This window comes from Pseudomonas sp. D4002 (assembly GCF_013385665.1).
Taxonomy (GTDB): domain Bacteria; phylum Pseudomonadota; class Gammaproteobacteria; order Pseudomonadales; family Pseudomonadaceae; genus Aquipseudomonas.
This window is the reverse complement of sequence record NZ_JACAPN010000034.1, coordinates 43,778-64,933: the sequence shown is the minus strand read 5'-3', so window position 1 is coordinate 64,933 and position 21,156 is coordinate 43,778. Positions and strand designations below refer to the sequence as shown.

20 protein-coding genes and 1 pseudogene are annotated in these 21,156 nt (G+C 60.3%); 17 read left to right on the top strand and 4 right to left on the bottom strand.

Annotation, left to right across the window (positions count from 1 at the left end; genetic code table 11):
- Positions 1–88 precede the first annotated feature (88 nt).
- Both rsxB and metG read right to left on the bottom strand, forming a co-directional pair.
- A pseudogene (gene rsxB, locus HX824_RS23965) lies at positions 89–910 on the bottom strand (electron transport complex subunit RsxB); the annotation flags it as partial.
- A gap of 121 nt (positions 911–1,031) precedes the next feature.
- Positions 1,032–3,083: a methionine--tRNA ligase gene (gene metG, locus HX824_RS23960; protein ID WP_003208690.1), complete on the bottom strand. Its 2,052-nt coding sequence runs from the start codon at positions 3,081–3,083 to the stop codon at positions 1,032–1,034.
- A 172-nt stretch (positions 3,084–3,255) separates the two neighbouring features.
- Between metG and apbC the strand changes: the two genes are divergently transcribed.
- The gene (gene apbC, locus HX824_RS23955; protein WP_177055192.1) at positions 3,256–4,350 is read left to right on the top strand and encodes an iron-sulfur cluster carrier protein ApbC; all 1,095 of its coding nucleotides are present in this window, start codon (positions 3,256–3,258) and stop codon (positions 4,348–4,350) included.
- Between the two features lie 496 nt (positions 4,351–4,846).
- On the opposite strand, the gene fdxA is transcribed toward apbC, so the two are convergent.
- Positions 4,847–5,170, bottom strand: coding sequence for a ferredoxin FdxA (gene fdxA / locus HX824_RS23950; RefSeq protein WP_003208688.1), 324 nt, complete (start codon positions 5,168–5,170; stop codon positions 4,847–4,849).
- A gap of 142 nt (positions 5,171–5,312) precedes the next feature.
- The gene (mutS, locus tag HX824_RS23945) at positions 5,313–7,904 is read right to left on the bottom strand and encodes a DNA mismatch repair protein MutS (protein WP_008433521.1); all 2,592 of its coding nucleotides are present in this window, start codon (positions 7,902–7,904) and stop codon (positions 5,313–5,315) included.
- Positions 7,905–8,102: 198 nt separating this feature from the next.
- Between mutS and HX824_RS23940 the strand changes: the two genes are divergently transcribed.
- From HX824_RS23940 to HX824_RS23865, 16 genes are all read left to right on the top strand, one after another.
- Positions 8,103–8,837 (top strand): XRE family transcriptional regulator, encoded by a 735-nt coding sequence (locus HX824_RS23940; protein ID WP_023659216.1) that lies wholly within the window; start codon positions 8,103–8,105, stop codon positions 8,835–8,837.
- A gap of 610 nt (positions 8,838–9,447) precedes the next feature.
- A complete protein-coding gene (locus tag HX824_RS23935; protein WP_003208680.1) occupies positions 9,448–9,786 on the top strand; it encodes a phage holin family protein in 339 nt (112 codons plus the stop codon).
- 22 nt (positions 9,787–9,808) lie between these two features.
- A complete protein-coding gene (locus HX824_RS23930) occupies positions 9,809–10,324 on the top strand; it encodes a hypothetical protein (protein WP_177055190.1) in 516 nt (171 codons plus the stop codon).
- Positions 10,325–10,327: 3 nt separating this feature from the next.
- Positions 10,328–10,936, top strand: coding sequence for a phage baseplate assembly protein V (locus tag HX824_RS23925; RefSeq protein WP_003208676.1), 609 nt, complete (start codon positions 10,328–10,330; stop codon positions 10,934–10,936).
- 12 nt (positions 10,937–10,948) lie between these two features.
- Positions 10,949–11,281 carry a phage baseplate protein gene (locus HX824_RS23920; protein ID WP_003208675.1) on the top strand — a complete coding sequence of 111 codons (333 nt, stop codon included), beginning with the start codon at positions 10,949–10,951 and terminating at the stop codon, positions 11,279–11,281.
- Positions 11,278–12,273 carry a baseplate J/gp47 family protein gene (locus HX824_RS23915; RefSeq protein WP_087695286.1) on the top strand — a complete coding sequence of 332 codons (996 nt, stop codon included), beginning with the start codon at positions 11,278–11,280 and terminating at the stop codon, positions 12,271–12,273. Before HX824_RS23920 ends, HX824_RS23915 begins: the two co-directional genes overlap by 4 nt.
- Positions 12,270–12,899, top strand: a complete 630-nt coding sequence (locus tag HX824_RS23910) for a phage tail protein I (RefSeq protein WP_008433535.1) — start codon at positions 12,270–12,272, stop codon at positions 12,897–12,899. Before HX824_RS23915 ends, HX824_RS23910 begins: the two co-directional genes overlap by 4 nt.
- Positions 12,900–15,023 carry a phage tail protein gene (locus HX824_RS32680; RefSeq protein WP_008433537.1) on the top strand — a complete coding sequence of 708 codons (2,124 nt, stop codon included), beginning with the start codon at positions 12,900–12,902 and terminating at the stop codon, positions 15,021–15,023.
- Positions 15,024–15,025: 2 nt separating this feature from the next.
- A complete protein-coding gene (locus tag HX824_RS23900) occupies positions 15,026–15,661 on the top strand; it encodes a hypothetical protein (protein ID WP_177055187.1) in 636 nt (211 codons plus the stop codon).
- 98 nt (positions 15,662–15,759) lie between these two features.
- A complete protein-coding gene (locus HX824_RS23895; RefSeq protein ID WP_008433539.1) occupies positions 15,760–15,933 on the top strand; it encodes a hypothetical protein in 174 nt (57 codons plus the stop codon).
- Between the two features lie 2 nt (positions 15,934–15,935).
- Positions 15,936–17,102 (top strand): tail protein, encoded by a 1,167-nt coding sequence (locus HX824_RS23890; protein WP_003208663.1) that lies wholly within the window; start codon positions 15,936–15,938, stop codon positions 17,100–17,102.
- On the top strand, positions 17,102–17,608 hold the full coding sequence (locus tag HX824_RS23885; protein WP_102604880.1) for a phage major tail tube protein: 507 nt from the start codon (positions 17,102–17,104) through the stop codon (positions 17,606–17,608). The genes HX824_RS23890 and HX824_RS23885 overlap by 1 nt, the downstream gene beginning before the upstream one ends.
- Before the next feature lie 51 nt (positions 17,609–17,659).
- Entirely contained in the window at positions 17,660–18,241 is a 582-nt protein-coding gene (locus HX824_RS23880; protein WP_003208660.1) for a phage tail assembly protein, read from the top strand.
- A 127-nt stretch (positions 18,242–18,368) separates the two neighbouring features.
- On the top strand, positions 18,369–20,567 hold the full coding sequence (locus HX824_RS23875) for a phage tail tape measure protein (RefSeq protein WP_134327262.1): 2,199 nt from the start codon (positions 18,369–18,371) through the stop codon (positions 20,565–20,567).
- On the top strand, positions 20,567–20,950 hold the full coding sequence (locus tag HX824_RS23870; protein WP_003208656.1) for a phage tail protein: 384 nt from the start codon (positions 20,567–20,569) through the stop codon (positions 20,948–20,950). Before HX824_RS23875 ends, HX824_RS23870 begins: the two co-directional genes overlap by 1 nt.
- Entirely contained in the window at positions 20,943–21,155 is a 213-nt protein-coding gene (locus HX824_RS23865) for a tail protein X (RefSeq protein ID WP_177055185.1), read from the top strand. Before HX824_RS23870 ends, HX824_RS23865 begins: the two co-directional genes overlap by 8 nt.
- Position 21,156 lies beyond the last annotated feature (1 nt).

The window sequence follows — 21,156 nt, the reverse complement described above, 5'->3', positions numbered from 1 at the left end:
CAGGATAAACGCGGCGTGCACCGGCAGTACACGCTTCATCACGTGCGGCCGGTGCTCAAGGGGTTCAGGTGCGGGCATCAGCCACCACCAGTGCCGCAAGCGCCTGCTCTGCCGTTTCGAAGTGCTGTTGCAGAATGATCAACTGCGACTGCTGTTCAAAGGTCGGCGGGTGGCCGAAAGCTTTCAGGGATTTGTGCAATTGGGCGCGGCTCATGGCCAGGTTGATCTTGGCCTTCTTCAAGGCGGCGTCCATGGCCGCGGCTTTTTGTGCACGAACCCGCTCAATGGCCGCCTGGACTGGGTTGACCGTGGCCGCAGCTACCGGGGCGGCGCGCTTGGAGCGTGCCTGCCGTTCGGCAAGTTTCTGTTCCTCTTCGCGTTGCAGCCGCGCGTTGCGCTGTTCAAACCGTCGCCGGGCCCGGTCGCGCTTGAGGCTGCGTGCCTCGCGTTCATGATCATTGGAGGCCAGCCCGCCGACAATCGGTACCACGGTGCTCAACGGACGCATTTCGATGCAATCAACCGGGCAGGGTGCTACACACAGGTCGCAACCCGTGCACTCGTCGACAATCACCGTGTGCATCAATTTGGCAGCACCGACGATAGCGTCCACCGGGCAGGCCTGGATGCATTTGGTACAGCCGATGCACTCCGCTTCACGGATAAACGCGATCTGTGCGGGCGCTTCCCCTCGAGATGTGTCCAGCTCCAGCACCGGGAGCTTCAACAGCTGCGCCAGGCCTGCGATGGTTTCCTGGCCGCCCGGAGGGCACTTGTTGATCGCCTCGCCTTGGGCAATGCCTTCTGCGTAGGGCTTGCAGCCAGGATGCCCACATTTGCCACACTGGGTTTGCGGCAGCAGGGCGTCGATACGTTGAATCAGGCTCATGGTTTGATCATTGCGTTGGAACCCGGAAAAGCCACAGCCAACAACGGGCCGACAGCAAACAGAATCCGATTATCCGGCAAGCGAGGAGGGGGTACTAGCTGAAACCGCCCCATGGCCGAGACCATGAGGCAGTTAGCCATTGTTACTTGATGCGCTGACCCGGCTTGGCGCCGCTGTCCGGGCTCAACAGGTAGATCTCTTCACCGCCAGGGCCGGCCGCCATCACCATGCCTTCGGAGATACCGAACTTCATTTTCCGCGGCTTGAGGTTGGCGATCATCATGGTCAGGCGACCATCGAGCTTGGATGGGTCCGGATAGGCGCTCTTGATCCCCGAGAACACGTTGCGTTGTTCATCACCGATGTCCAGGGTCAGGCGCAGCAGCTTGTCGGCGCCTTCCACGGCTTCGGCCTTGAGGATCAGGGCCACCCGCAAGTCCACCGCAGCGAAGGCGTCGAAGTCGATTTCCGGCGACAACGGATCTTTCGCCAGTTCGCCATTGCCCGCAGGTGCAGCGTCGCCGGTATCGGTCTTGCTGGCCTCGAGGTCTTCTTTCGATGCGTCGGTCATGGCCTGCACTTTTACCGGGTCGATACGGGTCATCAGCGGCTTGAACTCATTCAACTGATGGTTGCCGAGCAGTGTCGCATGGTCATTCCAGGTCAGCGGCGGCACATTGAGGAACGCCTCGGCGTCGGCTGCCAGCAATGGCAACACCGGCTTGAGGAAGATCACCAACTGACGGAACAGGTTGACGCCCGTGGCGCAGATCGCCTGGACTTCAGCCTGCTTGCCTTCCTGCTTGTTCAGCGACCACGGCGCCTTGTCGGCGATCCAGGCGTTGGCGCGGTCGGCCAGGCCCATGATTTCGCGCATGGCCCGGGCAAAGTCGCGAGCTTCATAGGCATCGGCGATGCTCGGCGCGGCGGCCAGGAATGCATCGGTCAACTCAGGTGCGGCATTTTCAGCCACCAGCACCCCGGCGTTGCCCTTGTGGATAAACCCGGCGCAACGGCTGGCGATGTTGACGACCTTGCCCACCAGGTCCGAGTTGACCTTCTGTACGAAGTCTTCCAGGTTCAGGTCCAGGTCGTCGACACCACGGCCCAGCTTGGAGGCGTAGTAGTAGCGCAGGTATTCCGGCGACAGGTGGTCCAGGTAGGTGCGCGCCTTGATAAAGGTGCCACGGGACTTGGACATCTTCTGGCCGTTGACCGTCAGGTAACCGTGCACGGCAATGCCGGTTGGCTTGCGATAGCCCGAACCTTCAAGCATTGCAGGCCAGAACAGCGCGTGGAAGTTGACGATGTCCTTGCCGATGAAGTGATACAGCTCGGCCGTGGAGTCCTTGTTCCAGAACGCGTCGAAGTCCAGCTCCGGCGTGCGGTCGCACAGGTTCTTGAAGCTGGCCATGTAGCCGATCGGCGCGTCCAGCCACACGTAGAAGTACTTGCCTGGCTCGCCCGGGATCTCAAAGCCGAAGTACGGCGCATCGCGGGAGATGTCCCACTGTTGCAGGCCGGCGTCCAGCCATTCGGCAATCTTGTTCGCCACGGCGTCCTGCAGGGTGCCGCTGCGGGTCCAGGTTTGCAGCATCTGCTGGAAATCCGGGAGCTTGAAGAAGAAGTGCTGGGAATCCTTGAGTACCGGGGTGGCGCCGGAGATGGCCGACTTCGGATCCTTCAGGTCGGTGGGCGCGTAAGTGGCGCCGCATTTCTCGCAGTTGTCGCCGTACTGGTCCTCAGTGCCGCATTTCGGGCAGGTGCCCTTGATGAAGCGGTCGGCCAGGAACATTTTCTTTTCCGGGTCGAAATACTGGGTGATCGAACGCGTGGCAATGTGCCCGGCGTCCTTGAGGCGCAGGTAGATCTGGCTCGACAGCTCGCGGTTTTCGTCGGAGTGGGTCGAGTGGAAGTTATCGAAATCCACCAGGAACTCGGCAAAGTCGGCGCTGTGTTCAGCCTGGACATTGGCGATCAGTTGTTCCGGGGTGATCCCTTCCTTCTCGGCGCGCAACATGATGGCCGAACCGTGGGCGTCGTCCGCGCAGACATAAATGCATTGATTGCCGCGATGCTTCTGGAAGCGCACCCACATATCGGTCTGGATGTACTCAAGCATATGGCCAAGGTGGATAGAACCATTGGCATAGGGCAGGGCGCTGGTGACGAGGATCTTGCGTGGCTCGGACATGGGGCTCGGCTACTTGATGAAACGGAGGTCGGCCACTATAAAGCGCCGGGAAATTTATTTCACCCCGTGCGGCTGTTTCCGGATTTTCCCACAGGCCGAAAGCGTGCCGCTGGAGCGCTGGAACGGTTAGGATAGCCGCCTGTTTTAGTCAGTCTTTTTTCGGGAGTAGCCCATGAGCGCCGTCAATCGCGCAGCGGTGGAAGCCGTTCTTCGCCAGTACACCGACCCCTACCTGAACCAGGACCCGGTCAGCGCCGGGTGCGTACGCGCCATCGACGTGCAGGGTGACAAGGTTTCGGTCCAGCTTGAGCTGGGCTACGCTGCAGGCCTGTTCAAGAGCGGCTGGGCGCAGATGCTGCAAATGGCCATCGAAGGCCTGGACGGCGTCAGCTCGGCCAGGGTCGACATCCAGTGCGTGATCGCCCCGCACAAGGCCCAGGCGCAGGTTCCGGGCCTGGCCAACGTCAAGAACGTGGTGGCCGTGGCTTCCGGCAAGGGCGGCGTGGGCAAATCCACCACCGCCGCCAACCTGGCCCTGGCCCTGGCCCGGGAAGGCGCGCGGGTCGGGATTCTCGACGCCGACATCTATGGCCCGAGCCAGGGCGTGATGTTTGGCATCCCGGAAGGCACCCGGCCGAAGATCAAGGACCAGAAATGGTTCGTGCCGATCGAGTCCCATGGCGTGGAAGTCATGTCCATGGCCTTCCTGACCGACGACAACACACCGATGGTCTGGCGCGGCCCGATGGTATCCGGTGCGTTGCTGCAACTGGTCACGCAGACCGACTGGGGCAATCTGGACTACCTGGTGATCGATATGCCGCCAGGCACCGGCGATATCCAGCTGACCCTGGCGCAGAAAGTGCCGGTGGCCGGCGCGGTGATCGTCACCACACCGCAGGACCTTGCGCTGCTGGATGCCCGCAAGGGTGTGGAGATGTTCCGCAAGGTCAACATCCCGGTGCTGGGCGTCGTGGAAAACATGGCGGTGCACATCTGCTCCAACTGCGGCCACGCCGAGCATCTGTTCGGTGAAGGCGGCGGCGAGAAGCTCGCGACCCAGTACGGCGTGGAACTGCTGGCGTCATTGCCGCTGTCCATGGGGATTCGTGAGCAGGCTGATGGCGGCAAGCCGACGGTGGTTGCCGAGCCCGATGGCCAGATTGCCATGGTCTACCAGGAGCTGGCGCGCCACGTAGGCGCGCGAATCGTCCTGCAGGAAGCCGAGGCCCAGGCAATGCCGACGATTACTGTCAGCGACGACTGATCCACCGGATGGGAAAAAAGCCTCGACCTTGTCGGGGCTTTTTCTTGCCTGGTGAACACCAACGAGGCGTTTTTTACTCTTTTACGTAATTGCTGGTGTAAGCATTCACTTACTTTTTCGTAAGCGTTTGGGTTTTTTCGTCGGCGGGGGCGTCTTGAATTGATTGCCTATATTTCTATCTTATTGAAATATAACGATTATTTATTCGCGTTTGAGCGCTTAAATCGAAAATCCGGCGGGTTGGATCCCGTTGAACTTCCCCGTGAACTCTCTAAGATCAGTCCTGTGTCCACGGATTGACACAGTCATCAAGGAACGATGATTCAGGGAACCTCGCAGGATGCGATTCATCAGGACGATGAAAAGGAACACAGGGACTAGGGAAAAAATGTGGGCGGGTCATACCGCCCCTTTTTTTTGCCTGTAGAAAAGTGAAACCCGCCCCGCAGAAATGCAAAAAGGCCCGCAAGGGGCCTTTTGGAGGGCATCGACGCTATCAGCGTTCGAGGTCGGCAATCTTGCCTTTTTTGCCATCCCACTCTGCCGCATCCGGCATCGGGTCTTTGCGCTCAGTGATATTCGGCCAGATTTCCGCCAGCTCAACGTTCAACTGAATAAATTCCTGCATCTCTGCCGGGACTTCGTCCTCGGAGAAAATAGCGACGGCCGGGCATTCTGGTTCACACAGGGCGCAGTCAATGCACTCGTCCGGGTGGATGACCAGGAAATTCGGGCCTTCGTAGAAGCAGTCCACCGGACACACTTCTACGCAGTCGGTGTACTTGCACTTGATGCAGTTGTCGGTGACGACGAAGGTCATTTCTAATTTTCTCCTCAGGCGGCGGCAGCGAAACCCTTTGTGGCAGGGCTCGCGAGGTTCGGGAGCGATAGTCTGCAGGCCAGGCTAAAAGCCCGCAGCATCCCAAACCGCGCGAGAGTCTACCAGCTTGCAAGCGTCTGCGTTATATCCGAGTCTTCAGTGCATATAACATTTCGAGCGCTTTTCGCGGCGTCACGTCATCCAGGTCAAGCTTAGCCAACTCATCCAGTACCGGATGAGGCAGGCTGGCGAACATGTCGCTCTGGTGCGGCGCGCTGGGTTTGTTGCTGGCCTTGGCCGGGCTGGCCACGGGAATCTCATGGGGCAGCGCGGTTTCTTCCAGGCGGCTCAGGTGCTCGCGAGCACGGGTAATCACCTCGGCCGGCACCCCCGCCAGTTGCGCCACGGCCAGGCCGTAACTCTGGCTTGCCGGGCCGGGCAGCACGTGGTGCAGAAACACGATGCGCTCGTTGTGCTCGGTGGCATTGAGGTGCACGTTGGCTACCAACGGCTCGTTTTCCGGCAGCACGGTCAGTTCGAAGTAGTGCGTCGCGAACAGCGTATATGCCCGCAGGTGCGCCAAACGCTCGGCCGCCGCCCATGCCAGGGACAGCCCGTCGAAGGTGCTGGTGCCGCGGCCCACTTCGTCCATCAGCACCAGGCTGCGTTCGGTGGCGTTGTGCAGGATGTTGGCGGTTTCGCTCATTTCCACCATAAAGGTCGAACGGCCGCCGGCCAGGTCATCGCTGGAACCGATCCGGGTGAAGATGCGGTCCACCAGTGACAATTCGCAGCTTGCCGCCGGCACGAAGCTGCCGATATGCGCCAGCAGCACGATCAACGCGGTCTGACGCATGTAGGTGGATTTACCGCCCATGTTCGGACCGGTGATCACCAGCATGCGGGTGTCGTCGTCCAGCGACAGGTCGTTGGCGACGAACGGTGTGGTCAACACCTGCTCCACCACCGGGTGGCGACCTTGCACGATGCGCATGCACGGCTCGCTGACAAAGCGCGGGCAGTTCAGGTCAAGGTTCAGGGCACGCTCGGCCAGGTTGCTCAGTACATCCAGCTCGGCCAGGGCGGCTGCGGTGTCCTGCAACGGCGCAAGCTTGTCGATCAGGCTTTCGAGCAAGGCTTCGTAGAGCATTTTCTCCCGGGCCAGGGCGCGGCTTTTGGCCGACAGCGCCTTGTCTTCGAATTCTTTAAGCTCCGGAGTGATAAAGCGCTCGGCACCCTTGAGGGTCTGGCGGCGCTGGTAATCGATCGGCGCCTGCTCGGCCTGCTTGCTTGGCAACTCGATAAAGTAGCCGTGCACGCGGTTGTAGCCGACTTTCAGGTTGGCCAGGCCCGTGCGGGCTTTTTCACGGGCTTCCAGGTCAATCAGGAACTGCCCGGCGTTCTCGCTCAGGGATTGCAGCTCATCCAGCTCAGTGTCGTAACCGGTCTTCAACACGCCACCGTCACGGATGATCGCGGGCGGGTTGTCGATGATGGCTTTTTCCAGCAGCGCCGCCAGCTCCGGGTAGGTGCCGGTGGTGACTGCCAGCTGCTGCAGGTGCGGTGCTTCCAGTTCGGTCATCGCCGCTTGCAGTTGCGGCAGGGCGCCGAGGGCATCGCGCAGGCGTGCCAGGTCGCGGGGCCGCGCGTTACGCAGGCCGATCCGCGCCAGGATCCGCTCGATATCGCCGATTTCCTTGAGCTGCGGTTGCAGCTTTTCAAAGCGGTAGCGGTCGAGCAGGCAGGTAATAGAGGTTTGGCGGGCTTGCAGCACGGTCAAATCCCGCAGCGGGCGGTTCAACCAGCGGGTGAGCAAGCGGCTGCCCATGGCGGTCTGGCAACGGTCGACCACCGATTGCAGGGTGTTGTCGCGCCCGCCGGCCAGGTTGGTGTCCAGTTCCAGGTTGCGACGGCTGGCGCCATCCAGCACCACGGTGTCGTCCAGGCGTTCATGACGCAGGCTGCGCAAATGCGGCAGGGCAGTGCGCTGGGTTTCCTTGGCATAGCTGAGCAGGCAACCGGCGGCGCCGATGGCCAGGGTCAGGGTTTCGCAACCGAAGCCCTTGAGGTCTTGCACGGAGAATTGCTGGCACAGGCTTTTCAGCGCCGAATCACGCTCGAAATCCCACGGCGCACGACGCTTGGTCCCACGGCGACGTTCCGCCGGCAGGTCCTTTGGCCAGTCGTCCGGGATCATCAACTCCACCGGGTTGACGCGCTCAAGCTCCGCCAGCAGATTCTCCCAGCCCTTGATCTCCAGCACCGTGAAGTTGCCACTGGTGATATCCAGGACTGCCAGGCCGAACAGGCGTTCGTCCCCCAGTACTGCCGCGATCAGGTTGTCGCGACGCTCATCCAGCAGCGCCTCATCACTCACCGTACCCGGCGTAATGATACGCACCACCTGGCGTTCCACCGGGCCCTTGCTGGTGGCCGGGTCGCCGATCTGCTCACAGATCACCACCGACTCGCCCAGCTTCACCAGCTTGACCAGGTAACCTTCCAACGAATGATATGGAATCCCGCACATCGGAATTGACTGTCCGGCCGACTGCCCGCGCGCGGTCAGGGTGATGTCCAGCAACTTGGCCGCCTTCTTCGCGTCTTCATAGAAGATCTCGTAGAAATCGCCCATGCGGTAGAACATCAACTGATCAGGGTGCTGGTTTTTCAGGCGCCAGTACTGCTGCATCATCGGGGTGTGGGAGGACAGATCGGAAGTGTTTTTACTCATTGGATAGTTGGCAAATTCGTTGAAAGTGATGGGGCAAAGGGGGCGCTTGGCCCAGCATTTTTTGCAATGGGCGCAAGGTTAACACGCGCGGTCGGGGCTTCGCAGTGCACAAACGGTCAGGTCAAATTCGCTGCTCCATGCATTAAATATGCAAATTAGCATTTGCCAAGCATCAAAACTGCCTGCACTATCCGCGTTATGCAAAAACGCAACGTTTCTATCGTCTTAAGAGAGCTGCTGGACCGCGACCGGATCTCCCCCACGGAGCTTCACCGGCGTACCGGCGTGCCTCAATCCACACTGTCCCGGATCCTCAGCGGCAAGATCGTTGATCCGTCGGACAAGCACATCTCGCGCATCGCCGATTACTTCCAGGTCAGCACCGATCAGCTGCGCGGGCGCGCAGGGCTGGTGCCGGCGCGGTCGGACGAGCGTGACCCGATGCATTCGGAACTCAAGGACATAAGCCTGTGGGACGACGAAACACCCGTTAATGATGACGAGGTGTCGATCCCCTTTCTGCGCGAGGTTGAATTGGCTGCTGGATCAGGAAGATTCGTCATCGAGGAAAGCGAGAAGGCCAGCCTGCGGTTCGGCAAGCGCAGCCTGCGGCATAACGGTGTGCAGTTCGACCAGGCCAAGTGCGTGACGGTGCGCGGCAACAGTATGTTGCCGGTGCTGCGCGACGGCGCCACCGTAGGTGTCAATGCGGGCAAATGCGGGATTGGTGACATCGTCGATGGCGATCTTTACGCCATCAATCACAACGGCCAGCTACGGGTGAAACAGCTCTATCGCCTGCCTTCCGGGATTCGCCTGCGTAGCTTCAACCGCGATGAACATCCGGACGAGGACTACAGCTTCCAGGAAATCCAGGATGAACAGATCAGCATCCTTGGTCACGTTTTCTGGTGGGGCATGTACGCCCGCTAACCCTTCTGTGTAAGACAAAGCCCGCCAGTGAGCGGGCTTTTTTTCGTCTGCGTAAAACCACCAAATCCTTTGCCTGCGGGGCTATAAATGCACCTGTGCATTTCTTGTGCAAAAATAAATGCATTTGTGCATTGACTGTATATGCATACATGCATATTCTTCATCTCAAGCCAGCCAAGAAGGCCTGGTGGAGGCGGCAAGGATGCTGCCAAGGAAGACAAGGACGTTACGCAACACCGGCAAGGACGCCATCGAAGCGATGGCAAGGATGCCAGGCAATACCGGCAAGGATGCCGACGCTCTTTAGTTTCAAACCGCTTCAAGAACAGGCAGCGATGAACCGGCCTTAACGGTTCAGAGGGTTGGCAACTGGCCCGGGTGTGCAGCGTAAAGCACCAGAAGCAGTTATCCGGCAGACAGGGATCGTGGTCGGAAAAACATTGAGGAAAGAACCGTACCGCGCCAGTAGCGCCGAAAGTTCGAGGACATCATTACTGAAAAGCCCGGGCAACCGGGCTTTTTGGAATGCCTACCTAGAGAACCCATTCAAATTGAAACAAACACCTACAACCGGCGACCTGCCGGTATCACTCATTCCAGGAGGCGTGACATGACAAACGAGCAGCAAGCGTTGGCGGAAATGCCTATCTGGCTGGTCATCGTATTGGCGGTGATTGGCGGGGTTTCCGGAGAAATGTGGCGCGCCGACAAGGAAGGCGCCCGTGGTTGGTCGCTTATGCGGCGCCTGGCCCTGCGTTCGGGGGCCTGCATGGTGTGCGGGGTATCAGCCCTGATGCTGTGCTACGCCGCCGGCATGTCGATCTGGACGGCCGGCGCCATTGGGTGCCTGACCGCCATGGCCGGCGCCGACGTGGCCATCGGCCTTTATGAACGCTGGGCGGCCAAGCGCATCGGCGTCAACGAAGGCCCTGGCCGGGACCCGCAGTAACCGTTGCAAGGACGCTACTTAAATGACACTTATCGAAAAACCCTCCCAATTGCCCCAGGCCATCAGCGAGGCACTGCGCAGGGCGTTTCCGGAACTTAAGGTCGGCACTCATCAGGACTTTCAGGGCGGCGCGAACAACACCGGCGTGTTGATCACGGTCGAAGGCAATGGGCCGGGCCTTCGCTCCCGCGAGGGGCGCAAGGCCCATGCTCTAGGGATTTCACTCAAGGCCATGGTGGCCCCGGGTGCCTTGCCCTTTGATGCCTGCGACCTGGCCAGCCAACTGATGGACCTGGTGCTGGATAACCGCTGGAACCTGCCGCAGGCGCAGTGCGACCTGCCGACCAGCATTGTCGCTGCGCCTTCAATACGCACCAGCGCGGAGACGGACTACGACACCTGGACCGTCACGTTCACCCAAACCCTCTATATCGGGCCGCCGTTGCTCAACGATCCCACAGGCAAGCCGCTTTTTGCCTGCACCTGGGACGTGTCGAACATCGACGACCCCGACCAATACAAGCCGCTGGCGGAGTAGCCCATGTTCGACGCGCTGTTACGCATGCAGCTGGGGCCGATCGTGGAGCGCCTGGCGGAAATGGAAAGCCAGCTCGAAGACCTGTATCGACGCGCCGAAAGTTTCTGCCGAATCGGCGTGTGCCAGGAGGTCGACGCCGCCAGCAATACCTGCAAGGTCAGCCACGGCGAACTGCTCACCCCGGCGATCCGCTTTTTCAACCCCAGCGCCGGAGCGCAGACGGAAACCCGCATCCCGTCAGTAGGCGAGCAATGTTTGCTGCTCAACTACGGCGCCGGGGAGGGCGGGGCGCAATCGGTGGCCTTGTTCGGCTTGAACAGTGACCGTTTTCCACCGGTCTCCAGCGCTTCGACACTGACCCGGCGCCGCCATCAGGACGGTACCCAGAGCGACTACGACGACGCCAGCCATACCTTCAACTGGGTCAATGGCCCCACCACGTTCACAGGTTCCCGCGAACAGGTCGACATCAAGGTCGGCGCCGCCAGCCTCACGATGAGCGCCCAGGGCGTCACGCTGCAAGTCGGCGGCACCAGCCTGTTGCTGGATGCAGGCGGCGCGCACTTCAGCGGCCCGGTGGTGGACCACCAGGGTCGAGTCATCAGCCCCTGACAAGGACATCCCATGATCGGAATCGATAGAAACACCGGGGCGGCGGTCGATGACTGGCTGCAATTTGTGCAGCGCGCTACCCGAGCGCTGACCACGCCCTTGGGCACTCGCCAGAAGCGCCCGCTGTACGGCTCGATGATCCCGCAGCTGCTCGGGCAAAACCTCGGCGATGACCTGCTGATTCTCGCCCAGAGCCATGCCGCCCAGGCGTTCTACAACCCGCAGAACGGCATCGCCGACTTCGAGCCGCAAGTCATCGTCGCCAACCGCCAGGGCGCCGGCCTGTTGCTGCGCTTCGCCGGCACCTGGAAAAACCGCAAGCAATCCTTCGAGGTGGTGACATGAGCATGCTGATACCCGGCCAGAACCAGCTGGCTGAGCCAGCGATCATTGCCGTCGATGAGTTCGAACCGTTGCTGGCGGAGTTCAAGGCGTTTGTCGTCGATTACGTCGCCACTCGTGCACCAGAAAATGCCGCCAAGCTGAAGGTCAGCCTGGAGAACGAGAGCGAGTTGCTGACGTTGGCGCTGGAAGCTTTTTGCGTTCGCCTGCAAACCCACGAGCGCAAATACAACGCCCGCATCAAGCAGATGCTGGCGTGGTGGGCTACCGGCAGCAACCTCGATGCGCGCCTGGCGGACATGGGCCTTGAGCGCCAGGTGCTCGACCCTGGTGACCCGGCGGCTTTCCCGCCGGTACCGCCAACATTGGAGAGCGACGATGACGCCCGGTTGCGTTATTACCTCGCGCCTCACGCTCCGGCGGCGGGTTCGCGGATGCAGTATCGCCGGGAGGTTTTCACCCTCGGTGAGCGTCCATCGGTGAAAGTGCAAAGTGCTACCCCGGGTGTGGTGACGGTCACTTATACCTTCGACCCGGACGGCTACGCGGCACGGGTCAAGGATGGTAATGGCCGTCGAACCGCGCCCGGCGAAGTGATGGTCACGGTCCTGTCCAGAGACGGGGATGGCACACCTTCTGCTGATCTGCTTGACGGTGTACGTCGGCATTTCGCCCGGCCTGACGTGCGACCGGAAACGGATCTCGTCACGGTGCAGGGGGCGCAGATCCTGCGCTACAAAATCCGCGTGGTGGCGAAGATCAACGCCGGCCCGGATTCCGGGCTCACTCAAGTCGCCGCCCAGAAACTGCTGCAAGACTATGCAGAGTCCTGTCATCGCCTGGAAGGGCGGGTGGACCCGAGCTGGATCGACTACGCCATCCACTCGGCGGGAGCTGCACAACTGCAAATCCTTGAACCGCTGGAGCCGATCGTCACCACCGCGTTCCAGGCTCCGTATTGCACGGGTGTCGAGGTGGAGGTGCGCACGCTATGAGTGAGCCCAAAGGCAGTTTGCTGCCCGCCAACAGTTCGCCGTTGGAGAAGGCGCTGGACCTGGGTTTCGGGCAATTGCTCGATCGGGTGACGCCCCCCTTTCCCGCCCTGATGAACCCGCTGCAGACGCCAGTGGAATTCTTACCGTACCTGGCTGCAGATCGTGGTGTTACTGAATGGAGTTCCAGTGCTCCTGAGGCTGAAAAGAGGGGCACGGTGAAGCTCGCTTGGCCGACCGCTCGCCAGTCCGGTACACGTAAAGCGCTGGAAAACGCCGCTACAGGGTTGCAGTTGGTCCCGCAGGTTCGCTCGTGGTACGAGCAAACGCCAATCGGTGCGCCTTACAGTTTTTCGGTGAGAGCGTTCACAAGCCTGGCCTACAGCGAAGAAATGGACGCTCGACTGGACCAGCGATTAGTCGCTGCAAAAAGCGAACGCGACATCCTGTCGGTCTCTGTGGGATTGAGCGCATCTGGTACCCATTCCATCGCTGCCGCGACGGTATGCGGCGAACTTACCATTATCCATCCGATTGTTATCGACGGTCTGAAAGCCGCCGGCAATGCATTCTCTGCCGCGGGGCTTTATAGCGTCGAGACGCTCACTATTTATCCACAGAGGTCCTAAATGGCCGACTTTTATACTCTTCTTACCAATGATGGAATTGCCTACGAAACTGCCTGCAAGGCTGCTGGGCTTCCGATCAAGCTTGCACAAATTTCGGTTGGTGATGGCAACGGCGCTGTCTATAACCCGGATGCGACCGCCAAAGCATTGAAGCGTGAGGTATGGCGGGGGCCATTGAATGCCCTTTTCCAAGACGAGAAAAATCCCAGCTGGCTCCTGGCAGAGGTGACGATTCCGTCAGATGTCGGTGGGTGGTATGTGCGCGAGGCGGGTATCTGGACCGATAGCGGCGTGTTGTACGCCATCGTCAAGTATCCGGAGTCGTTCAAACCCGTACTGGCGACATCTGGGTCGGGCAAAGAGTTTTACATCCGCTCGATTTTCGAAACGAGTAATGCGTCTCTGGTGACATTGCTGATTGATGACACTGTCGTCAAGGCAACTCGGGCATGGGTTGTTGATTATCTCGGCGACGAGCTGGCCAAGCTTGATAGCAAGCAGTCGGTTCGTGTGGCGGCTACGGCAAATATCGTCCTGAGTGGCGCGCAGCAAATCGATGGGGTTGCAGTGATTGCTGGCCAACGCGTACTGGTCGCAGGTCAGACGTTGGCGAAGGACAACGGTATTTATATTGTTGCCAATAGTGCCTGGTCGCGCTCGATGGATGCCAGCTCCAGTCAAAGAGTCACTCCTGGACTTAGCGTAATTGTCGAAGAGGGCACTGCCTATGGAGGCTCTTTGTGGCAGTTGGTCAGCAAAGGGGTTATCGCGTTGGGCTCCACCCCGCTGGTATTCGAGATGCTGGCGGGAAGAAGTGGTGTTCAGGCGGGCACCTACAAAGTTCTGACTGTCGACAAATATGGTCGAACCATAGGCGGCACGAACCCTGGAACGTTGGCTGAGATGGGCATCAGGGATGCCTATACGAAAGATGAAGTTGCGTCGATGTTCGGGAAACTGACGGATGAGTCGAAGTTGCCCGTAAAAGGCGGAACTATGACTGGCGCAATCAGCGCAGAGTTTTCTGGCATGGGAGGGGCCTTTGTCGATTGGCAAAAGCGTATCCCCGCCATCCAGATCAATTGTCCGATCAACTCGTATGGTTACTCTATTTGGAAGGGGACGATGTGGGGGGAACGTCATCTGGCGTCCATGGATGTCTACTCTGGTGGAACGTCTACCTCGCTCCCGGTAGTAGCACTTCATATGGGAGCTGTGCCGAGCGCTTTCCTATTTGAAGGCCAAGGTAACTTGACCATCAAGGGCGCCTACATCGGCGAGGGTGGCCAACTCATTAACCTTAACGCGAGCGCCCTGACGAAGGGGGCGGTACCCGCTGCACGACTGCAAGGTTCCTACAATATTGATGTGTCCGGAAACTCCGGAACAACCTCCCGGCTGGCAACACCACGCCAAATCAATGGTGTGCCATTCGATGGCTCGGCCAACATCGCGATTTCCGACAACTCCAAGTTACCCACCACGGGTGGCTTGATGTCAGGCACCGCCAGCTTTGAACTACCTGACATGGGCGGCGGATTTGTAGCATGGCGAGGCCGCTCGCCAGCTGTGCAGATCAATGCGCCGGCAAACTACTTGGCATACATGGTGTGGCGAGCAACGTGCTGGAATGAGCGACACCTCGCGGCAATGGAGGCCTATTCCGGCGGAACCAGCACCTCGCCGGCACAGGTCGTCACTCATGTGGGCGGAACGAATAACGCCATGACCCTTACCGAAGGGGGGCATTTGTCGATCTCAGGCATCTACAGCGGCAACGCCGCCGGCCTGACAAACCTGCCGCCGGCCACAGCCGACGTGCCGGGAGCCGTGCTTAAAAATACGGCCTCACTTGGGCCCAATGGTTGGTGGAAATGTGCCCAGACGGGAATGATCAAGCAGTGGGGAATTACCTTGGGCGCTTCGGATACCGTCACCCATCGCAGTTTTCCTATCGCGTTCCCCAATCGGTGTGCATCGCTTGTTGCAAGCCGGACGAGTCTCTTTTACTCCGATGCCGCAACGGGCACTAATACCTTGATCGTCAGCAATACGCAGTTTTCGGTTATTTCCGGCCCGTTCAACTCACCTGATGATATTTACTGGGAGGCCACAGGCTACTGACTATGACGATTTTCTTTCATGCCCAAACATTAGGTTTTTACGATACCCGAGCCCATGGCGAGCGGACACTTCGGATCCCCGATCCGACGTGGGAAAGGCCTATGGTCAACATTCCGGATCCCGCTTGGGAAGTTGATCCCAGCGCCCCTGAAGCGCAACGGCCTACCGTTGGCATTGCAGATGTCACGGCAGAACCACCCTTGATTGAAGTGGCAAATCCGGACTGCTGCCTGCCGCTCGCAGGAGAGCTGCGGGAAGTCAGTCTTGAAGAGTACCAAGCACTTTTCGCAGCTCAAGCCTCTGGCAAAGTGATCGGGGCCGATGGTAATCGCCCCATTATTTTGGAACCGCCCGAATTGACGTGGGAACAGCGCAAGCTTGAGTGTGTTGCGGTAGTTCAGGCGTTTCTGGATCAGACGGCCAAGTCCGCAGGATATGACGATATCAAGAATGCGATTAGCTATGCCGATGAGCCGGCAGTACCGCGCTTTCAGGCTCAGGGCCAGGCCTTCCGTTCCTGGCGGTCGCTGTGCTGGGCTTACTGCTATGAGCAGTTTGATGCCGTCGAGCAGGAGACGCGCGAGGTGTTCAGTCCGCAAGATTTCGTTTCTGAATTACCACAACTAGCACTTCCTTAAAAAGAGCGTTAGCAGATCGCCTAACGGTCCCATGTTCCATTCTCGTGACAGTCACACAAAACCGCCTTCGCGGTTTTTTTTCGCCTGGAGATCCACCTATGGCCAATCGCCAAACCTACACCGTCCTCATTCCATTCCCCACCGGCAACGGCCACTGGTCTACCGCCGGCGAGGAACTGGAACTGCTGGACGTCGAAGCATCCGCCCTGCGCACCGCTGGCCGCCTGGAACTGACCAGCGTCCTCAACTCCACCCCGAAGAAGGCTGACTGATCATGGCTGAGGTTTTGAACTTCGAACATAACGGCATCACCGTGAATGCCACTGAATCCCCCGAGGCCATGGGTGGCCTGGGCGATAACGTCATCGGCCTGGTGGGCACCGCCCCCAACGCCCATGCGTCGATTCCGAAAAACGCCCCGTTCCGCATCAACAGCTTCACCACCCAGGCGCTGCTGGACCCCACCGGCGCTGAAACCGGCACGCTGTTCCACGCCGTGTACCAGATCCTCAAAGTGGTCAAGGTGCCGGTCTACGTAGTGATCGTCGACGAGGGCACCACCCCGGCCGACACCATCAATAACGTAATCGGCGGTGAAGAGCCGGTCACCGGCCGCAAACTGGGCCTCGCCGCCCTGGCCAGCGTCCCCGAAGACCTGACCATCATCGGCGCCCCGGGTTTCACCGGCACCAAGGCCGTGGCCGGCGAATTCGCCTCCTTCGGCAAGCGCATCAAGGCCCGTGTGGTGCTGGACGGCAAGGACGCAACCGTCGCCGACCAGGTGACCTACAGCGGCGAACTGGGCGGTGCCGATCTCGGTTTCGACCGTTGCCTGCTGGTGCACAACATGCCGTCGGTGTACTCCAAGGCCGCGAAGAAAAACGTGTTCCTGGCGCCGTCGTCCCTGGCCATCGCCGCGCTGGCCAAGGTCAAGCAATGGGAAAGCCCGGGCAATCAGGTGACCTTCGCCGAAGACGTGTCCCGCGTGGTTGAGTACAACATCCTCGACACCTCCACCGAAGGCGACCTGCTCAACCGCTACGGCGTGAGCTACTACGCCCGCACCATCCTCGGCGGCTTCTCGCTGCTGGGTAACCGCTCCATCACCGGCAAGTTCATCAGCTACGTGGGCCTGGAAGATGCGATCAGCCGCAAGCTGGTCAAGGCCGGCCAGAAAGCCATGGCCAAGAACCTCACCAAGTCGTTCATGGACCAGGAGGTCAAGCGCATCAACGACTGGCTGCAAACCCTGGTGGCCGACGAGACCATTCCAGGCGGCAGCGTGTACCTGCACCCTGAACTGAACAGTGTCGAGAAGTACAAGAACGGCACCTGGTTCATCGTCATCGACTACGGCCGCTACGCGCCGAACGAACACATGATTTATCAACTCAACGCCCGCGATGAAATCATCGAGCAGTTCCTGGAGGACGTTCTCTAATGTTTACCAACCGAATCAGACAGGCCATGGCGGCCACCCTTCAAGGCCTGCCGTTGTCGGCGACGGTCACCTCGTTCGCACCGCCGAAGATCGACTTCGACATGGAACAGATGACCGGCGGACGTTTCATCGCCGAAGAAATGGCCAAGAGCGCCAAAGTGCTCAACGCCACATTGGAGCTGCAAGGTGCGGGTCCGGAAATCATGCTTGCCCTGGGGGTGCGCCTGGGCGATGACATTTTGTTGAACGTGCGTGAAGCCGGCCAGGACCAGGACGGCAAGACTTACTTCACCTACCACACCATCGGCGGCAAGCTGAAAACCCTGACCGAGACAACCCTGAAGATGGGCGATAAACCCGCCCTCACCCTGGAGTTCTCCTGCCGCACCTACAACCGCCTGGAAAACGGCATCCCGGTGATCGACATCGACGTGCGTACCCAGAAGTTTGTGCTCAACGGCGTCGACATCCTTGGCGATGCCCGCCGCGCGGTACTGATGCCTTAAGCCCCCGGGAGCGGGTTTTCCCGCTCCCATACTTCACCAAGGAATTGATTCATGGCCTGGATGCCTCCGCTGCACATCCTGCTGTCGCCGATCACCGCTGATACCGGCGCGCTGATCGAGCAGATTCAACTCAAGCCGTTGTTCTACGCCGCGCAAAAAGACGCGCTGGCCCGGGCCGGTGATGACGAGGACGATCAGTTCTTCGAACTGGCCAAACTCGCCACCGGCCTGTCGGAAAAAGAACTCGACCAACTCAAGCGTCCGGACTATGTGAGCATCGCCCAGTACGTGCACGACATGTCGACCCGGCCTGCCTCGTACTTCCTCGACGCCGACGAGCAGCCCCGCGAATCGGCGACCAGTGAGCACGTCTCGCTGCTGTTGCCGCTTGACACCGGCGGCCGCCGTCTCACCAGCCTGATCCTGGAAATGCCCGCCCTGCGTGCCACCAAGGCGATGAAAAAACTCGCCACCAACAAAGAGCGCGCCGAGTTCATCACTGCCCACTGCACCGGCCTGATGATCCCGGATCTCGCCGACCTCAGCGTGCCCGACTGGACCGAACTGCAGGGGCGCATCGACGATTTTTTAAACAAACCGGCGGACTTCTTTCGGAGCGCGACATCGAAGTAATTCTCGACATCGTGCCGCTCATTTACTCGGTAAATGAAGCGGAAATCCTGGACTGGGACGCCGGAAAAGCATTGCGCCGCTACGACATCGCGATCACTCGCCTTGGCGTCAAACAGGAGTAGAGCGGATGGCAGACAGTAAATTTGGATTGAGGTCGCTCATCGCCAGGGACGGCGAGGCGATTTACGGCTCGCTTGAAACGGCCGGGGCAGGCGCCAGCATCCAGCCGATTGCGCCGATGCTTGCCGGCCCGTCCTTGCTTGATACCGTACCCAAGGCCGTGCCGGGCCAGGAACTGGCGAATGTCGGTGCGCAACTGACGCAACTGGTCACGGGGCAGACCCGGCTCATCGACACGCTGGAGAGGTTCAACGGCTCATTGCTCGATGTGATGGGTGCCCTGAAAACCGGCAAGGGCAATAGCAAGGGCGGCGCCTCATCCGATACCGTCAAACCCTCGCAGGCGCTGGAAACGGCGATGACCGACCTGCATGAAGTGGTGGGGTTTGCCGGGCATGAGCGCACACAACTGCGCGAAGCCAACCTGGCCTTGGCGTCAGACCCGATGGTTGCCGCAAGTGGCGCAGATGCTGTCGACCTGGCAAGGGTGGAGCAGGTGGGGGCCCGGTCCGGCGTAGGCAAGGACCTTGAAACTCGCCAGGCTGATTTGCTGCAGTTCGCCCGCGATAGCGCGCTCATCGCCGCGGCCTTTCAGACCGATATCAAGACGGCCGGCGAGATGATGGGCGGCTGGCGTGGGTCGATGAAGCTGGATCGCCCGCAGGCGCTGGATCTGGCTGACGCCACCAACGTGCTGGGTTCCCACGCTTCGCTCAAGGCCGATGCGGTGGATATTGGTTCGATTGTGCGCCAGAGCACTGCCGCGAGAACGTCGGGCATGAGCCCCGAGCAGGTAGCGGCGTTTTCGGCGGCGTTGCTGACGGTTGGTAACAACCGGGCGTCTGCCGGGCTTGCGGTGGAAAAAGTCGGCGCCGCGCTGGCCAAGGGTGACGGTGCCTCCGAGGGGCAGCGTGCTGCCTGGGCAGAGCTCAAGCTTGACCCGAAGGTGCTTGCGGCAGGCATGAAGCAGGACGCACCGCAAACAGTGCTGACGGTCCTCGAGGCGCTCAAGGCGCAGCCCCAGGAAAGGCAGGCGGCACTGGCCACGCAGTTGTTCGACGGTAACCGCTCGATTCTGAGCCTGGTGCCGGTAATCGACACGCTGAAGCAGGCCTTTTCGGCGGTGGCCGACAAGTCGACTTACGCGACTTCGGTCCTGGGAGACCAGGGCTCGGTCATGCGTTCGGCGACCGGGCGGGCAGACTCCACGCAAGCTCATGAACAAGCCTTCCAGGCCAGTACCACCCGCCTGGAGACAGCTTCCGATACGGCGATTGCACCCCTGAAAAACGGCGCACTGACGGTGCTGACCTCAGTGGTCAATGGCTTGGGCTGGCTGGCTGAATCGCTGCCCAAAGCCACGGCCGCCCTCACATTGGCCGCGGTGGTGATGGTGCCGCTGGCGAAGAAGCTCGGCGGCACTGTCGTGGACAAAGTCTTCGACAAGGTCGCCGGGAAAGTCCTGGGCGAGGGTGACGCGCCCCGCGATGCCGGTGGCAACAAGTCCGACCCGTCCGGCAGCAAAGGGAAGTCACAAGGTAGCGACACACGCCAGGGCGAGCGCACGCCAGGCAAAAACTCAGGCCCTGATGCGCCCACGAAAACCAACAGAGCCAGCCGAATCGCGAAGCGCGGTTCGTTGGCGTTGGTGGTGGCAGACGCGGGTATCAATCTCATCAAGGGCGCGAGCAATGGCACCCTGAAAGAGTCCGTTGGCGCCAGTGTGGGGTCGATAGGCGGTGGCGTCGCGGGTGGTGTGGCCGGCGAGGTTGCAGGGCTGGCCATTGGGCGAGCCGTTGGCACGCTCGCCGGGGCGGCGCTGGGTTCGATTATTCCGGGCGCCGGCACAGTGTTGGGCGGTGTGATCGGCGGCTTTGCCGGCGGTGCAATCGGTAAGGTGGTGGGCGGCGTCGTCGGCACGTTCGTCGGCAGCGACGTCGGGGCGAGCCTGGGCGAGAAAGTCATGAGCAGTGACGACCGTCTCCCGCCACCCGAACAGGTCAGCCAAAGCCTTCCCAACGCTCAAACAGACAACCGGCAAATCAACTTCGCCCCGCAGATCAACATTACCGCACCCGAGCAGACCAGTTACCAGGCGCTGGCGGCGCTCGTCGTGCAACAGATCGAGGCGCAGTTCACGCCGCTGTCGATGGACAACCTGCTGGCGACGCGACGCGACGCGGCACTCACCGATGGAGCGGTTTAATGCGACAACAAATGGTGTTGGGCAGCTTTATTTTCGGGCTGTCGCGCGGGTTTGCCTACGCGACCCTCGACCGTAACAGTAGCGGTGGCTGGGTCGCGCTGGACATCATTGCCGGCAAACCCAAGTCCAGCCAGACCGGCCAGGCCCTCGAAACATTGACCTTTGCCGGCAAGGCGGCGCGTGGCATTGGCATGGCCAGGCTCGACGAACTGCGCGACTTGCAGGCCTTGCGTACACCGCTGCCGTTGGTGGACGGGATTGGCCGTAACTGGGGGCTGTGGACGATCAAATCGGTGGACGAGAAACAAGCCAACGTGATCGACGACGGCACCGCCATGCTGATCAATTGGACGTTGATACTGGAGGAATTCGTCAATGCGTAGAGTCCGAAGTATTGCCGGTGACTCCGTCAACCTGCTGCTCTACCGCGAACTGGGTCGCAGCGACGACGCTGCCGAGGAAGCACTGTGGCATCTCAACCCGGACCTCGCGGAACACGGGGCGGTATTGCCGGCCGGCATCGGTGTAATCGTACCGGAGCTGGACGCGCGGCCCGCCGCAAAAAAAACGGTTTCGGTTTGGGATTAAG

Excerpts from the sequence above, each read along its gene's own strand:
- fdxA (WP_003208688.1), bottom strand. The coding sequence starts at position 5,170 with ATGACCTTCGTCGTCACCGACAACTGCATCAAGTGCAAGTACACCGAC.
- HX824_RS23940 (WP_023659216.1), top strand. The coding sequence starts at position 8,103 with ATGCAAAAACGCAACGTTTCTATCGTCTTAAGAGAGCTGCTGGACCGC.
- HX824_RS23880 (WP_003208660.1), top strand. The coding sequence starts at position 17,660 with ATGGCCTGGATGCCTCCGCTGCACATCCTGCTGTCGCCGATCACCGCT.
- HX824_RS23885 (WP_102604880.1), top strand. The coding sequence starts at position 17,102 with ATGTTTACCAACCGAATCAGACAGGCCATGGCGGCCACCCTTCAAGGC.
- HX824_RS23890 (WP_003208663.1), top strand. The coding sequence starts at position 15,936 with ATGGCTGAGGTTTTGAACTTCGAACATAACGGCATCACCGTGAATGCC.
- HX824_RS32680 (WP_008433537.1), top strand. The coding sequence starts at position 12,900 with ATGGCCGACTTTTATACTCTTCTTACCAATGATGGAATTGCCTACGAA.
- mutS (WP_008433521.1), bottom strand. The coding sequence starts at position 7,904 with ATGAGTAAAAACACTTCCGATCTGTCCTCCCACACCCCGATGATGCAG.
- HX824_RS23900 (WP_177055187.1), top strand. The coding sequence starts at position 15,026 with ATGACGATTTTCTTTCATGCCCAAACATTAGGTTTTTACGATACCCGA.
- HX824_RS23930 (WP_177055190.1), top strand. The coding sequence starts at position 9,809 with ATGACACTTATCGAAAAACCCTCCCAATTGCCCCAGGCCATCAGCGAG.
- metG (WP_003208690.1), bottom strand. The coding sequence starts at position 3,083 with ATGTCCGAGCCACGCAAGATCCTCGTCACCAGCGCCCTGCCCTATGCC.
- HX824_RS23910 (WP_008433535.1), top strand. The coding sequence starts at position 12,270 with ATGAGTGAGCCCAAAGGCAGTTTGCTGCCCGCCAACAGTTCGCCGTTG.
- HX824_RS23895 (WP_008433539.1), top strand. The coding sequence starts at position 15,760 with ATGGCCAATCGCCAAACCTACACCGTCCTCATTCCATTCCCCACCGGC.
- apbC (WP_177055192.1), top strand. The coding sequence starts at position 3,256 with ATGAGCGCCGTCAATCGCGCAGCGGTGGAAGCCGTTCTTCGCCAGTAC.
- HX824_RS23925 (WP_003208676.1), top strand. The coding sequence starts at position 10,328 with ATGTTCGACGCGCTGTTACGCATGCAGCTGGGGCCGATCGTGGAGCGC.
- HX824_RS23935 (WP_003208680.1), top strand. The coding sequence starts at position 9,448 with ATGACAAACGAGCAGCAAGCGTTGGCGGAAATGCCTATCTGGCTGGTC.
- HX824_RS23865 (WP_177055185.1), top strand. The coding sequence starts at position 20,943 with ATGCGTAGAGTCCGAAGTATTGCCGGTGACTCCGTCAACCTGCTGCTC.
- HX824_RS23870 (WP_003208656.1), top strand. The coding sequence starts at position 20,567 with ATGCGACAACAAATGGTGTTGGGCAGCTTTATTTTCGGGCTGTCGCGC.
- HX824_RS23920 (WP_003208675.1), top strand. The coding sequence starts at position 10,949 with ATGATCGGAATCGATAGAAACACCGGGGCGGCGGTCGATGACTGGCTG.
- HX824_RS23875 (WP_134327262.1), top strand. The coding sequence starts at position 18,369 with ATGGCAGACAGTAAATTTGGATTGAGGTCGCTCATCGCCAGGGACGGC.
- HX824_RS23915 (WP_087695286.1), top strand. The coding sequence starts at position 11,278 with ATGAGCATGCTGATACCCGGCCAGAACCAGCTGGCTGAGCCAGCGATC.